Source organism: Paraburkholderia sp. GAS333 (assembly GCF_050435665.1).
In the GTDB taxonomy this organism is placed as follows: Bacteria; Pseudomonadota; Gammaproteobacteria; order Burkholderiales; family Burkholderiaceae; genus Paraburkholderia; species Paraburkholderia fungorum_A.
In genome coordinates, this window is sequence record NZ_JBNDKS010000001.1 from 688,982 (window position 1) to 703,602 (window position 14,621).

At 61.5% G+C, this 14,621-nt stretch carries 13 protein-coding genes and 1 tRNA gene; 6 read left to right on the forward strand and 8 right to left on the reverse strand.

The window, feature by feature from the left end; all coding sequences use genetic code 11:
* The first annotated feature begins 46 nt into the window (after positions 1-46).
* Positions 47-123: transfer RNA gene (locus tag ABH945_RS03210), tRNA-Arg, on the forward strand.
* 12 nt (positions 124-135) lie between these two features.
* Here the strand turns inward: ABH945_RS03210 and ABH945_RS03215 are convergent.
* From ABH945_RS03215 to ABH945_RS03230, 4 genes are all read right to left on the reverse strand, one after another.
* Positions 136-378: a hypothetical protein gene (locus ABH945_RS03215; RefSeq protein ID WP_429249679.1), complete on the reverse strand. Its 243-nt coding sequence runs from the start codon at positions 376-378 to the stop codon at positions 136-138.
* A 409-nt stretch (positions 379-787) separates the two neighbouring features.
* Positions 788-1,120, reverse strand: coding sequence for a DUF6693 family protein (locus ABH945_RS03220; RefSeq protein WP_429249680.1), 333 nt, complete (start codon positions 1,118-1,120; stop codon positions 788-790).
* A gap of 338 nt (positions 1,121-1,458) precedes the next feature.
* On the reverse strand, positions 1,459-1,842 hold the full coding sequence (locus ABH945_RS03225; protein ID WP_429249681.1) for a DUF427 domain-containing protein: 384 nt from the start codon (positions 1,840-1,842) through the stop codon (positions 1,459-1,461).
* Between the two features lie 313 nt (positions 1,843-2,155).
* Positions 2,156-3,733: an acid phosphatase gene (locus ABH945_RS03230; RefSeq protein WP_074764800.1), complete on the reverse strand. Its 1,578-nt coding sequence runs from the start codon at positions 3,731-3,733 to the stop codon at positions 2,156-2,158.
* A 213-nt stretch (positions 3,734-3,946) separates the two neighbouring features.
* On the opposite strand from ABH945_RS03230, the gene ABH945_RS03235 reads away from it, so the two are divergent.
* Entirely contained in the window at positions 3,947-5,368 is a 1,422-nt protein-coding gene (locus tag ABH945_RS03235; protein ID WP_429249682.1) for a cytochrome-c peroxidase, read from the forward strand.
* Between the two features lie 77 nt (positions 5,369-5,445).
* Here ABH945_RS03235 and ABH945_RS03240 read toward each other — a convergent pair whose 3' ends face one another.
* Complete coding sequence (locus ABH945_RS03240; RefSeq protein WP_429249683.1) at positions 5,446-5,685, reverse strand: hypothetical protein; 240 nt, start codon at positions 5,683-5,685, stop codon at positions 5,446-5,448.
* 285 nt (positions 5,686-5,970) lie between these two features.
* Here ABH945_RS03240 and ABH945_RS03245 point away from each other — a divergent pair, with 285 nt between their 5' ends.
* A complete protein-coding gene (locus ABH945_RS03245; RefSeq protein WP_074764796.1) occupies positions 5,971-6,363 on the forward strand; it encodes an RT0821/Lpp0805 family surface protein in 393 nt (130 codons plus the stop codon).
* 97 nt (positions 6,364-6,460) lie between these two features.
* Positions 6,461-6,910 (forward strand): NUDIX hydrolase, encoded by a 450-nt coding sequence (locus tag ABH945_RS03250; RefSeq protein ID WP_429249684.1) that lies wholly within the window; start codon positions 6,461-6,463, stop codon positions 6,908-6,910.
* A gap of 18 nt (positions 6,911-6,928) precedes the next feature.
* On the opposite strand, the gene ABH945_RS03255 is transcribed toward ABH945_RS03250, so the two are convergent.
* Positions 6,929-7,810, reverse strand: coding sequence for a transporter substrate-binding domain-containing protein (locus tag ABH945_RS03255; RefSeq protein ID WP_429249685.1), 882 nt, complete (start codon positions 7,808-7,810; stop codon positions 6,929-6,931).
* Positions 7,811-8,085: 275 nt separating this feature from the next.
* The gene (locus ABH945_RS03260; protein WP_429249686.1) at positions 8,086-9,795 is read right to left on the reverse strand and encodes a glutamine--tRNA ligase/YqeY domain fusion protein; all 1,710 of its coding nucleotides are present in this window, start codon (positions 9,793-9,795) and stop codon (positions 8,086-8,088) included.
* A 742-nt stretch (positions 9,796-10,537) separates the two neighbouring features.
* Between ABH945_RS03260 and ggt the strand changes: the two genes are divergently transcribed.
* Positions 10,538-12,292 carry a gamma-glutamyltransferase gene (gene ggt, locus ABH945_RS03265; RefSeq protein ID WP_429249687.1) on the forward strand — a complete coding sequence of 585 codons (1,755 nt, stop codon included), beginning with the start codon at positions 10,538-10,540 and terminating at the stop codon, positions 12,290-12,292.
* Positions 12,293-12,354: 62 nt separating this feature from the next.
* Positions 12,355-12,915 (forward strand): RBBP9/YdeN family alpha/beta hydrolase, encoded by a 561-nt coding sequence (locus ABH945_RS03270; protein ID WP_429249688.1) that lies wholly within the window; start codon positions 12,355-12,357, stop codon positions 12,913-12,915.
* A gap of 161 nt (positions 12,916-13,076) precedes the next feature.
* Here ABH945_RS03270 and ABH945_RS03275 read toward each other — a convergent pair whose 3' ends face one another.
* Positions 13,077-14,297, reverse strand: coding sequence for a CaiB/BaiF CoA transferase family protein (locus ABH945_RS03275; RefSeq protein WP_429249689.1), 1,221 nt, complete (start codon positions 14,295-14,297; stop codon positions 13,077-13,079).
* Between the last annotated feature and the right edge of the window lie 324 nt (positions 14,298-14,621).

A 14,621-nucleotide genomic window follows, 5' to 3' on the forward strand; every position in this document is an offset into this window, starting at 1 on the left:
TTGCGGGTGATGCACGTTGTTGCTGGGTGCATCGCCTCAATTCAATACGGCAGTAGCTCAGCTGGATAGAGCATCGGCCTTCTAAGCCGAGGGTGGGGGGTTCGAGTCCCTCCTGCCGTACCAAAAAATCAAATATCAACGTTCGATGCAGCGCGGGCCCTTTATGAGGGGATTAACGCGGTCCACCATGTCGTTATAGTGCTCGACACGGGCCGTCGCATCGTCGTAGCTCATACCGTATTCGGTCGTCAACGATTCGCGCAAGCTCGGTACTTCCGGCCGTGGCGGCGCAGCGACTGAGACGGAGCCGCCGGAACGGAATTGGCCGGCGACTAACACCACGCTCTCGCCCGGAATCATCGACTGCAATGTCTCCATGACTTCAAGAGCCGAGCCGCTTCGTGATAGCCGCTGGTGCCAATGGAAGTTCGTCCCGAGAAACGAGCGGACGCGTTGCACAAGCACGGTATCCCGAGCCCACACTTCGGCGTAGCCACGTTGCGTGAATTTGTTGCCTTCCTCGACGGCCTTTTTTTGTTCGGCGATGGCCGATTGCGTTCACTTCGTAGGCTCCTTGCTGTACATCAGCCACCGCTGGGAACTGTCTGTCTTCAGCTCAATACCGCCTATGGCTGAGCTTTGTATTTCTTATGGCGGTGTCAACCTGGCAGATCGCCGGATGCAGCTGTTTATGGGACACGCAAGCAATCTGCTTTTCCTTGAAAGGCGGTGGAATGCTTGCGCGATGCGATGACGACTCCTCCTCCGCGCGATCAAGGAGCGTTCTTTACGCAGTCGTGATTCGGGTGTGATTCAGACAGTGGGCGTAGATCTTGTACATAAAAACAAGGTATCCGAGCCCAAGTGTGAGGACGCTGATGATCGCCCAGATGATGATGTTGCCAATAATGCTGGCGAGATCGATCGTGCATTCGAGCCGGCCGATTCTCGTGCCGCTCGCGTCCATCACCAGCGTTCTGCTGATGATGAAGCGAGCCATGTAGTACGGAAATACGAACAGCGCCAAACCGAAGGTCACGATGGAGAGGAGAATCCAGATCACCGCGTGTCCGATGATGTCACCGACTGACAGGTCCGACTTCAGGACGCTTGTGTGCATGCCTAACCTCGCAGATAAAATTTTTGTAGTTGTAAAACAGGCTGCGAGCGTACACGAAGATGGGCGGGACTCTGAAGTGGGTTGGTTTTTCCAGTCAGTGAAATAGCGGTGAAGTTCTCGGCCCCAATCGGGCCGATGTAATGGTCAATTCACCGGAAGACAGGGCAGGCGTGGCGGCGATACGTTCGAAATGATCCAACGTGTTCGCGCTTGTCGCTTTGTTGCGAAACGTGTCAGTGTCGCCGACGGTTCGAACACTCACGCCGCTCACCACGCGCCGCATCCACGCGCAGCGAAGCGTCACGGGAACACTTCGCTACACGCGTGCCTGGTCATACTCAGCCTTCGCCCTGCACATCAATCGAATCGACCCGATCCGGATAAAACGCGAGATGCTGTGCGATCTCCTTCACCGGCGCATAAGGCGACTCGTAAGTCCACACTGCATTCACCGTGCGCTCGCCTCCGAGCGGCACGCTGTAGTACGCGCAATCGCCCTTGTAGGGGCAATAGGTCGTGTGATCGGTGCGTTCCAGCAGCGTCATCTCCACATCGTTTCGCGGGAGGTAATACACCGGCGGATACGACGCCTCGCGCAACACCAACGCATTGCGCGTATCGGCGATCACCTTGCCGGCAACCGTCACGACCACGCGGGCCTTGGCCGGCTCGACGGTGATGGGGTGATCGGGGCCCGGAACCTTGATGGTTTTTCCAGTCATGCTGTCGAACTCCTGAATGAGTGAGCGAAGCTTCTGCACGTTACGGAGGATGCATTGTGACGAACGTCGTACCGGCATCGACGGGACAGATCGCGCCTTGGGTCGAAGCATACGCCGGTCAGGAAAACGCGTTGTGTCACAGGCGGACTGGCGGTAAAAACCGGCGAAGAACTGGAAAAGAAAACCACGCGAGTGCCAGCAGTCGAAAAAAAAACGGGCAGCCGAAGCTGCCCGTTGAAAATCACGCGATGTGGCGCGCCAATGCTCACTGCTGTTGCCAATAACCGCCGTGGCTAATCAAACCACTACGCGCTCATTGTTTGATCGTCAACGCCGCTGTCAGATCGCCCAGCGGCTTGCTGCCGTTGGTCACCAGTGCCGCGTCGCGTGCGGCGATACCCGGCAGCGTCGGCAGCGAGAAGCGGCGCGTGATGAAGCGCAGAATCGACGTCGTGTCGTATTGCGTGTGATCGACGAAACCCTTCTTCGCGTACGGCGAGATGATCAGCGCCGGAATCCGCGTGCCCGGGCCCCAACGGTCGGCCTTCGGCGGCGCGACGTGATCCCAGAAACCGCCGTTTTCGTCATATGTCACGACCACGAGCATGTTCTTCCACTGCGGGCTCTTCTGCAGATGCGAGATCAGATCGGCAATGTGCTGATCGCCTTGCGCGACGTCGGTGTAACCCGCGTGTTCGTTCAGGTTTCCCTGCGGCTTGTAGAACGACACTTGCGGCAGCGTGCCGGCATCGATCGCCTTGATGAACTCGGAGCCGGCGAGGCCGCCGTCCAGCAGATGCTGCGTGCGGTTCGCAGTGCCCGGTGCGAGGTCGGCGAAGTAGTTGAACGGCTGGTGATGCGGCTGGAAGTTCGGCGCCGTCAGGTTCGCGCCGTACACCACGTTCGACGTGCCGGCCTGCACCGCCGACACCGCTGCGCCCCACGCACCGCCGTACCACGCCCACGACACCTTCGCGTCGTTCAGCAGGTCGCCGATGTGCTTTTGCGTCTGCGGCGGCAGGGTGGTGGCGGCCGTCGGGTCGGCGAGATTCGCGTCGCCGCCGCTCGCCGCCTTGTTGCCGCTCGGCTGATACGGCGGCTGCATCGTGTTGATCGCGTAGAAGTCAGGCGTCAGGTTGCCCGACAACGCGAACTTCGGAATGCCCGTCAACGCCGAAGCTGGCGAGTTCGACGCGAGCTTCAGCGTCACGCCGTCGCTTTCCACCGACGAGATCGACGCTGCCGCCGGGCTCTTGTCCGCATTCGGATAAATCGGCGTGCATGCGCAGACCAGCCACTGGTGATTCAGGAACGATCCGCCGAATGCGCCCATGAAGAAGTTGTCGGCGAGCGTGTATTGCTGCGCGATCTTCCACAGCGGCAGCTTGTCGGCGTCGAGCGAATAGTGGCCCATCACGAGGCCGCCCGAATCCGCCCACGCGGCGAACTTGTCGTTCTTGCCGCCGTTGATCTGCATCTGGTTCTCGTAGAAACGGTGATACAGATCGCGCGTCGTGGCGGTGATCGGCGTGTTGAAACCGTTCGGATCGTCAATGGCGAACGGGCTGTTCGGCAGATTCGCGGTCATGGCCTGGGTCACAACCGGCGTCACGCCGGTTTGCGTGAGACCGTTCCACACCTGCGGCAGCGTCGCGAGCGTCGAGCCGTCGCGATCCACCTGGGTCGAGTTGGCGGCGCTCACGTTCTGCAGACCGTTCGCGCCGGGGAAGTTGCCGTACAGATTGTCGAAGCTACGGTTTTCCGCGTATATCACGACGACGTTCTTGATCGCCGTGATGTCAGGATCGCCGATCTCACTGCCACCGCATGCATACAGACTCAACGCTGCTGCGATCGCGATGGGCGTCGCGCAGATCAGTTTCTTGTTCATTTGATGTGGATTCTCTCTCTCGCGTTGGGGACAGGTGGGTGCATTCCTTACACGAATGACCGCGAGCGAAAGTTTGGAGAATATATTTGACAGAAAGATGTAAATAATTACGAACGTCTTGGAGTTCGTATATTGCGTAGGCTAAATGTCATTTAGTCGACATGTAGATGAAATACGCTCGCTGACTTCATTGGCGCGAACACACATCACCCTATGCGGATCGGTCTGGCGGAAATTCGGGAAATTCTGGCTCGGCGTTCGGCGCGACAGCGCGTCGAGCCTGCGAACGTCAAGCGGAGCGCGCTGCTCGTGCTGACGGTCACCACGTTGGCGGCCACGCTCGCCGCGTGCGATGCAGGCAAGCCGGAAGCGAGCGCGAATGCAGCGCAGCCCGATGCGCCGCTGGCGGTTTCGGCGGTGAAGGTGGCCGCTCAAGGCGCGGGTCAATCTCGCGCGCAGGTGTATGAGTCCGTGCGGCAGATGACGGCGCTCGGCAAACAGCTATTTTTCGATCCGTCGCTCTCGGGTTCAGGCAGGCTCGCCTGTGCTTCGTGTCACAGCCCGGACCATGCTTTTTCGCCTGCCAATGGGTTGTCGGCGCAACTGGGCGGCATGGATATGCACCGCACCGGCATGCGCGCCGCGCCGACGCTGAAGTATCTGCAATCGGTGCCGGCGTTTGCCGAGCACTATCACGAGTCGGACGACGAAGGCGACGAAAGCGTCGACGCGGGCCCGACTGGTGGTTTGACGTGGGACGGCCGCGTCGACCGGGGCAGCGATCAGGCGCGCATTCCGTTGCTGTCGTCGCTCGAAATGGGCAGCACGCCGGCCAGGGTGGTCGCGGCGGTCAAGGCTGCGCCTTACGCCGATGCGTTCCGCGCGACCTTCGGCGAACACGTTTTCGATAATGAGGACGCCACCTTCAAGGCGGTTCTGCAATCGCTCGAAACGTTCGAGCAGACGCCCGAAGTTTTCTACCCATACACCAGCAAGTACGACGCATTCCTCGCGGGCAAGGCGCAACTGACGAAGGCCGAGCTTCACGGCCTGCAACTCTTCAACGACGAGCAGAAAGGTAATTGCGCGAGTTGTCACATCAGCCAGCGCACCAAGGATGGCGCACCGCCGCAGTTCAGCGATTTCGGTCTGATCGCGATCGGCGTGCCGCGCAATCGCGCGTTGCCGGTGAATCGCGATCCGCATTTCTACGATCTCGGCGCTTGTGGTCCTGAGCGGACCGACCTCGGCAAACGCGACGAGTTTTGTGGCATCTTCCGCACGCCGACGCTGCGCAACATCGCGTTGAAGAAGAGCTTCTTCCACAACGGCATTTATCATTCGCTCGATCAGGTGGTGCGCTTTTATGCCGAGCGCGATACGAACCCCGAGAAGTTCTATCCGGTCGTGAGGGGTAAGGTGCAGAAGTTCGACGATCTGCCGCAGCGTTACTGGGCGAATCTGAATACCGAGCCGCCGTTCGATCGCAAGCCGGGTGACAAACCCGCGCTCGATGAAGCGGAAATCAAGGACGTGGTGGCGTTTCTAGATACGCTCACGGATGGCTATAAAGCGCCGGATGGAGCGGTTCACGCATCGGCCGAAGCGGCAATTCCTGCTGTCGCCGTGCATTGACATGCAGTCACGAATGGATTGAATCGGGGAAGAGTTAACGACGAAGCTGTCCGTTTTTCGGGCGGCTTTTTTTTTTGTTACTGAGGCGCGCCGTCGAGAAGGTAATAGCAGGCGAGAACCAGCATCGCAAAAGACACCAGCAGACAGGCCGTGCCGACCCGCGTCAGCAGATTAGGCCAGCGCGCGAGCCGGATGGCGTCCATGCGGACTACGCGCCGCGCGAGACCGGGATCGTGGCGGATAGCAACCGGCACGAGCGTGATGCAGACCAGTGCGACCACAACTGTGAGAATTTGCAGAAGAAGGACGGTGTTCATAACGGCTTGCCTAAGATCGGGATGACGCTGAAGCGCAACAGAATTCCATCTTAAGAAAGTAGTTTGCGAGTTGATATGAGACGCATCCTAAAAAGTCTTGGACTCGTTCTAAACTCTCGCTGGGGCCCTAGTGCCAGTCTGATGTCGAAGTTGGGAACAGATTGACCCCGCGCAAGCCGCGCCAAACGGGTCTTTCAAACGCGCGTGCTATGCTTTTGAGGTCCAGATCAAGCGCTGCGGCCGGGCGCTCGTGACCGCCCGGAACACTCTCAAGGAGAACACTTCATGTCGATGCGAACCCGTGTGCTGTTTCACCTGACTGCCGGCAGCCTGTTGATCGCCGGTGCAATCGGCGGCGCGCAAGCGGCGAATCTCGGTTTTCTGAACGACACGCCAATTAGCTACATGAGGCCGCGCGATAACGATTCGGTCAAGCAGGCCGTCATCCATGCGTTGAACGAGCAGAAAGACGGCGAGAGCAGCACGTGGGTCAACGAAGGCACCGGCAACAGCGTCAAGATCGACGCGACGATCAACATCACCAGCACCGCCCACGACGGCGCGCGCACCTGCCGCGATCTGGCGGTCGTGCTGAGCGCGAAAGGGCAATCGATGAACCTGCGTCCGCAATTCTGCAAGGAAGGTAGCGGCGCCTGGCAATTGCAGAAGCGGCATTGAGCATGCAGGCTGGAATGGCTGCACGCGTCGGCCGGTCGTCGGCGCGGCTCCGCCTTGCGGGCGACTCACGCGTGGGAGTGCATGGCGAGGGGCGTGAATGAGCGCGCGCGTGGTGTCTTGCGGAATCGTCCTGCTCGACCCGGACGGCCGGTTGCTGCTCGCGCACGCCACGGAAACGTCGCATTGGGACATCCCGAAAGGTCATGGCGAAGAGGGCGAAGCGCCGCACGTCACGGCACTGCGCGAGATGGTCGAAGAAACGGGCATCGCCATCGACCCGGCGCGTCTGAAGGATCTCGGGCTGTTTGTCTACCGGCGAGACAAGGACCTGCATCTGTTCGCGGCACGGGCCGGCGCCGACGAACTCGACCTCTCTATCTGCACCTGCACGTCGATGTTTCCGCGTCGCTCGGACGGCACGATGATTCCCGAAATGGACGCGTATCGCTGGGCTGCGTTGGACGAGATTCCGAAGTATGCGAGCCGCAGCCTCACGCGCCTTTTCGAGACCACGCTGTCGCTGACGGAATTGCACCGTTCGCTTTAGCGGCGCTGCGCCGCAAGCTCAGTCGAGCGCGCGGTCGTTCGGATGTGCAAACAGCGCGCGATTCTGTTCCGACAGCGGAAAATTCAGATTGATAGCGTGCGGCGGAATCGGCTGTGTGAACCACTGTTTGTACAGGCGCTCGGCATCCCCGGAGGTCTGCGCGCGTGCGATCACCCCGTTCACCAGTTCGCGGAACGGCTCGTCGCCCTTGCGGAACATGCACGCGTACACCTCGTAGCCGAGCGGCGTGCCCGTCACGATGAAATCCGCAGAACGTGGGTCGGTCGCCTTGAGGCCGTAGACGATCGGCTCGTCCATCACGAACGCCACCGCCCGGTCGTCCTTGAACGCGTTGAAGGCTTCCATGTGATCGCGCGCGCTGGTAATGCGCATGTTCAGATGCTTGTCGGTATTCAGGCGGCGCAACAAACGTTCGTCGGACGTGCCTGCGGTCGTCACGACCGCCTTGCCTGCCAGTTCCGGGAAATCCGTAATGCCCGCGTTCTTGCGGGTGATCATGCGCACCGCATACTGGAAGAAGCTGTTCGAGAACGCGGCGACGTTTTCGCGCTCAGCCGTATGCGTAGTCGACCCGCATTCGAGGTCGATCTGGTTGTTCAGCAGCATCGGCGTGCGGTTCGACGAGGTCACGGTCACTTCGTGAACCTTCAGTTGCGGCAGGCCGAGCGTCTTCTTGATTTCGTCGACGATTTGCAGCGCGATGGTCTGCGAGTAGCCGACGGTGCTCTTGCCGTCGAAATACGAGAAGGGGATCGATGCCTCGCGTACGCCCAGAGTGACGGCGCCGTCGTCGTGGATTTTTTTAAGCGTGCCGGTGAGTTCGTCCGCGCGGGCAGGGCTGGCGAGCGACGTGCCGACGGCGGCCAGAGCTACGAGCATGCAACCGGTGCGATAGGCGAAGCCGGAGGCAGGGGCGGGGGCGCAGGGGGCGATGGCGGCAAGCGCACGGCCTTCGCGACATGGGCCGCGAGTCGTATCTCGGGTACTCCCCCAGCGGCGGGCTGCAAATTTCATCGGGCCTCCCGGACTAGCGCGCGGCGTGGCCGCGCTGTCACTGTCGATAGAGCATCATGTAAGGAAACGGCGTACATCTCAAGAGCGAGATGCACGCCGTATTTCGCTTCAGACGCGTGACGGGCTATAACCGCACCAGCTTACGCCGGCTTGCCCCAACTGTCGCGCAAGCTGACGATGCGATTGAACACAGGCTTGCCCGGCTTCGAATCGACGCGGTCAGCGACAAAGTAGCCATGGCGCTCGAACTGGAAACGCTGTTCCGGCAGCGCGTCGCGCGCGCCTTGCTCCAGATATGCGTTGACCACGCGCTTCGAGTCGGGATTCAACGCGTCGAGGAATTCGCGGCCACCGGCGTCCGGTTGCGCTTCCTTGAACAGACGGTCGTAGATGCGCACTTCGGCCGGGCATGCGGCTGCCGTGCTGACCCAGTGGATATTGCCCTTGACCTTGTAGTTGTTCGCGCCTTCGGTGCCCGATTTGCTGTCCGGGAAATAGTTGCAGTGAACCGCAACGATGTTGCCGTTTTCATCCTTGTCCGCGCCGATGCATTCGATCACGTAGCCGTAACGCAAACGCACCTTGTTGCCCGGGAACAGACGGAAATAGCCCTTCGGCGGCGTTTCGTTGTAGTCCTCGCGCTCGATCCACAGTTCGCGCGAAATCGGAAACTCGCGCACGCCCTGTTCCGGATGATGCGGATGAACCGGCGCGCTGCACGGCTCGCTCACGCCTTCCGGGAAGTTGTCGATGATCAGCTTGACCGGGTCGAGCACGGCGACGGTGCGCGGCGCCTTGGCATCGAGATCGTCGCGCAGCGCGCCTTCGAACACGCTCATGTCGATCCACGAATCGACCTTGGTGACGCCGATGCGCTCGCAGAACAACCGGATCGACTCGGGCGTGAAGCCGCGACGGCGCACGCCGACGATGGTCGGCATGCGGGGGTCGTCCCAGCCGTCTACGTGGCCTTCGTTCACCAGTTGCAGCAGCTTGCGCTTGCTGGTGATCGCGTAGGTCAGGTTCAGGCGCGAAAACTCGATTTGTTGCGGCAGCGGGCGCGTGAAAATGCCCGCTTCGGCCAACTCGTTCAGAATCCAGTCGTACAGCGGACGGTGGTCTTCGAATTCGAGCGTGCACAGCGAGTGCGTGATGTTTTCCAGCGCGTCCGAAATGCAGTGCGTGTAGTCGTACATCGGGTACACGCACCAGGTGTCGCCGGTACGGTAGTGATGCGCGAAGCGGATCCGGTAGATGACGGGATCGCGCATGTTGAAGTTCGGCGACGACATGTCGATCTTCGCGCGCAGCACGTGCTCGCCTTCCTTGAACTCGCCGGCCTTCATGCGGCGGAACAGGTCGAGGTTCTCTTCCACCGAACGCTCGCGGAAGCGCGACGGCGTGCCGACTTCGGTGGCCGAGCCACGGTTGACGCGCATTTCTTCGGCCGACTGGCTGTCTACATATGCCTTGCCGCGCTGGATCAGCAGTTCGGCGAATTCATACAGCTTGTCGTAGTAATCGCTCGCGTAGAAGAGCTGTTCCTTGCCTTCTTTTTCCCACTCGAAACCGAGCCAGCGCACCGAGTCGATGATCGAGTCGACGTATTCGACGCTTTCCTTTTCCGGATTCGTGTCGTCGAAACGCAAATGGCAGACGCCGCCGTAGCTGCGCGCCACGCCGAAGTTCAGGCAGATGCTTTTGGCATGGCCAATGTGCAGATAGCCGTTCGGCTCGGGCGGAAAGCGCGTTTCGACGCGCTGGCCCCACTTGCCGGTGCGGTTGTCGTCGTCAATGATGTTACGGATGAAATTGGATGCCGCTGGCGCGTCGTTGCGTTCGGTATTCATGCGAGGTGGTGAAAGTCTGTCGGGGCCGCGCAATACGTCCCACTTATCCGACAATTCTACCTGACGAGTTCGCGGGCGGCAGGCGAGTGCGGCGTGCAGCCAACGTTTGAGCGGTTTTCGGCGCGGTTTGGGGTTTGGCTTACGGCTGATTGAGCGCTGTAACAGGAGGTAAAACGTTTTGTTCGCGCTTGCCCGCGCGATTTAGGATGCTGCGGCACGGGTTCGCCCGCGGGATGTCGCGGCTGGGTCGGGTGCGGGATTTGCCCCGTTTCAGGCTGTCGGATTTGCGGAGTTTCCTGGACCCAGACGGCCTTGTGTCAGGCCGTCGCAATCTGAACGGCCCTCATTGCTCGCGGATCGCGCCGCGCCAAGGTTCCGCGGCGGCGGCCCGTGACCTTGAACGTGACCGGATCGCAAGGGCCTTATCCGACGACGTTGCGTCTCTACCGCGAGCTTTAACGCGAACGTCCGGATTTCCTGCGCGCGATCGCTCCGTTTTCGTGGTGCGCTTTCACGCGTTTCCTGGCGAGACCGCCATCCGTTGGCACGTTCTCCAGCGGCCCGCAGGCTGGCCGCCCGCTCTTTTTCGGGGCAGTGCAGCTTGTGCTTCGACGCGCAGCGCGCGCATCCGTCGCAGCCGTCCACGCAGCGCAGGCCGCATCGCCCTTACCGCCCATTGCTGCCTTGCACGAACCGCCGCTGCTCGTGCACCATGGCGCCCTTAGTTGCCGGAGTTTCTCGGATGTCTTTACCGACCCACGGCGCGCGTCGCGCGTCTTTCGCTTCTCTTTCTCTCGCCCGCATCGCGATGGCTTCGGCGCTGTTCGTCGCGTTCACCGGCAGCGTTGTCGCGCCGGGTACGGCGCTAGCGAAAACGGCGCCGCCGAAGCCCGTGTTCGACGCATCGGCGGTGGCCGCGCCGGATGGCTACAGCGCCGACACCGCGCAGCAGATCTTCGCCGCCGGCGGCAACGCGGTGGATGCCGCCGTCGCCATCGCCTTCACGCTCGCCGTGACGCGGCCGGACGCGGGGAATATCGGCGGGGGCGGGTTCATGACCTTGTTCATGGACGGCAAACCGTACTTTCTCGACTACCGCGAGCGGGCGCCGCAACAGGCGACCCGCGACATGTACGTCGATGACAAGGGCAACCTGCTGCCGGGCATGAGCGTGGTCGGCGCCCGCGCGGTAGGCGTGCCGGGGACGGTTGACGGAATGTGGCAGGCGCAGCAGCGCTTTGGCAAGCTGAAGTGGAAGCAGGTGCTGGCGCCCGCGATCCATTACGCCACCGACGGCTTTCCGGTCGAGCCATGGCTGCAGCAGCGGCGCGACGCGGCGGCGAAGAATTTTACGGGTAAGACCAATTTCGACGCGTATTTCTCGAATCTCAAGACCGGTGCAACTTTCCGTCAGCCGGAACTCGCGCAGACGCTGTCGCGGATTGCCGGCGACGGTGGCCGTGAGTTCTACGAAGGCCGTACCGCCGACCTGATCGCGCAGCAGATGTACGGCCACGGCCTCGTCACGAAGCAGGACCTGATTCAGTACAAGGCCGTGTGGCGCCAACCGCTTTCCGCCGACTGGAACGGCTATCGGGTGATCACCGCGCCGCCGCCGAGTTCGGGCGGCGTCGGACTGATCCAGATGCTGAAGATGCGGGCAGATCTGAAGCAGGTATTCGACGGCCTCGAATTGAACTCCGCGCCGTACATTCACCTGATCGCCCAGATCGAGGACCGCGTGTTTGCCGACCGGCAGCAATACCTCGGCGATCCCGATTCGTACAAAATTCCCGTCGACAAGCTCACCGACGACGCCTATCTCGCGCCACGCGCCGACGAAGTGAAGCCCGACGAAGTGCCGGGCGCCGCGCCGGTCAAGCCGGGTCTCGGCGATGCGCTGCCGGAAAAGACCCAAACCACGCATTTCTCCGTGGTCGACAAGTGGGGCAATGCCGTCTCGAACACTTACACGCTGAACGGCGATTTCGGTTCGGGCGTGGTGGTCGATAGCGCGGGTTTCCTGCTGAACAACGCGATGGACGATTTCGTCACGAAACCGGGCAGCGACAAAACGGCCGGCGCGAGCAGCGATGATCTCAATACGGTCGCGGCGGGACGCCGCCCGCTGTCGTCGATGACGCCGACGCTCATGCTGAAGGACAACAAGGTGGCGCTAGTGATCGGCACGCCGGGCGGCTCGCGTATCCTGACGTCGATTTTTCAGGTGATGACCAATCTGTACGACTTCAACATGGCGCCCGCCGATGCGGTTGCGGCGATGCGTTTTCATCATCAACTGCTGCCGCAGAAGACGATTTACTTCGAGCCGTATCGTCCGGTTCCGACCGAGCTGGGCGATCAGTTGAAGGCGCTGGGCTACACGGTCGAAGCGCAGTCGTTCAATGGCGATGTGCAGATGATCCGCATCGACGGAACGACGCCGGAGCCGGTCGCCGATCCGCGTGGCGTCGGCGTGGCGCGTGTGATCCGATAACGCACGCGCTGTGGTGGATGTCGACAAATCAACGACCTAAAAAACCAGCAACGGGAAATGCGATGAACGGGGAAAAACTGAAGGTACTCGTGCTGCCGGGGTATCAGAATTCCGGTGAGGGTCACTGGCAAACGCGCTGGGAATCACTCGATCCGGCATTCACGCGTGTACAGATGCTGGACTGGGATCATCCCGTGCGCGACGCGTGGTGCCGCACGCTCGATTCCGCAGTGGCCGCAGCCGATTCGCCGGTGGTGCTCGCTGCCCATAGCCTCGGCTGTCTGACGGCGGCTTTCTGGGCCACCCGATACGCGAGCGCGGCGCAACTTGCGAAGGTGGCCGGCGCGTTGCTGGTCGCCGTGCCCGATCCCGCCGGGGCTCATTTTCCGCGAGACGCCAGCGGGTTCGCGCCGGTGCCGCTTTTGCCGTTGCCGTTTCCTGGCATTGTCGTGGCGAGTAGCGACGATCCCTACGGCGGCGTACCGTTTTCGCAGGATTGTGCGAATGCCTGGGGCAGCCGATGGGTTGGCGTCGGCGCGCGTGGCCATATCAATGCCGATAGCGGTTTGGGCGACTGGAGCGAAGGGCGGAGCTGGCTGGACTCTTTGGGCGGGTCACGTTGACATCGGGTTGATTGGCGGGCGTTTGGTGGCTCGCTCGCGTGAATACGGACGTAGTGGCGAGCGGGGCACGGAGCAGAGGGGCATTCGCCGTATTCACTGCATCGCCTCCGTCTGTCAACACGGCCTCACTGCCTCAAACCACCACTGCCCCAAACTCACCCTCAAATAACCGACTGCCCCCGCAGCGCCTTGATCCGCTCGTCGTCATAGCCGAGCACGTCGCGCAGAATGCTTTCGGTGTGCTCGCCGAGCATCGGCGGATGGCTCACTGCTTCGGGCGGCGTCCCCGTCATATTGATCGGATTGCGCACCAGTTTGACCGTGCCGCCCGACGGATGCGGCTGATCGACTCTCAACCCGCGCGCCACCACCTGCTCGTTCTCGAATACCTCACCGAGATCGTTGATCGGCCCGCACGGCACGCCCGCCGCTTCAAGCGCGGCGATCCATTCCTGCTTGCCCTGGCGGATAACCATGTCGGCGAGAATCGGCACGAGGATGTCGCGGTGACGCACCCGCGACGGATTGGTCGCGAAACGCTCGTCATCGGCAAGTTCGGGTTGTCCGCCCGCTTCGACGAACTTGCGGAACTGCCCGTCGTTGCCGACCGCGACGATGATCCAGCCGTCGCTCGTCTGGAAGGTCTGGTAGGGCACGATGTTCGGATGCGCGTTGCCCCAGCGCACCGGCGGCTGCCCGCTCGCCAGGTAGTTCGAATTCATGTTCGCGAGCATCGCCACCTGCACGTCGAGCAGCGCCATGTCGATGTATTGCCCCTCGCCCGTGCGATCGCGATGCGTGAGGGCGGTCAACACGGCGACGGTCGAGTACATGCCGGTCATCAGGTCCGCAATCGCAACGCCGGCTTTCTGCGGACCGCCGCCCGGCTGGCCGTCACGTTCGCCGGTAATGCTCATGAAGCCGCCAATGCCTTGCACGATGAAGTCGTAGCCGGCGCGCTGCGCATACGGACCGGTTTGCCCGAAACCCGTGACCGAGCAGTAAATCAGATCGGGCTTCACCTCTTTCAGCGACGCGTAATCGAGCCCGTACTTCTTCAGTTGACCGACCTTGTAGTTTTCCAGTACTACGTCACTCTGCGCAACCAGTTCGCGGATGATCCGCTGGCCCTCGGGCGACGCGATGTCCACGGTGACCGAGCGCTTGTTGCGGTTTGCCGCGAGGTAGTACGCGGCCTCGAGGGTGTCCGAGCCTTCCGGCGTCTTGAGATACGGAGGGCCCCAGTGACGGGTGTCGTCGCCCACTTCGGGACGTTCGATCTTGATCACGTCGGCGCCGAAATCGGCGAGTGTCTGCGCGCACCACGGTCCGGCGAGCACGCGTGTGAGATCCAGCACGCGGATATGACTGAGAGCGCCCATTCGTTTGATGTCTCCTTCCTATGTAGTCCAGGCGGCGCGCGGGGCGCCGTCGATGGAGGCAATCTTAAGCGATTACAGCGTGCGGGCGCAGTCAGCCAAACGTCATAGGACGATTCAGGAAAACCGCAAACTCGTAACTACTCGCTCAGACCAGGCTCAGTCTGTCCGCGTTTTGCCGACCTTTTCTGAAACCCAGGACGACGCAACCTCACGCGAACCCTGGGCAAACCTGGCCGAACGGCTAACGCGGCGGGGCGCTGCCGCGCACGCTCGCCGATCCCGTATAATCAGTCGTTTAAGAAACAAACAGTTGGCGCATCCCAC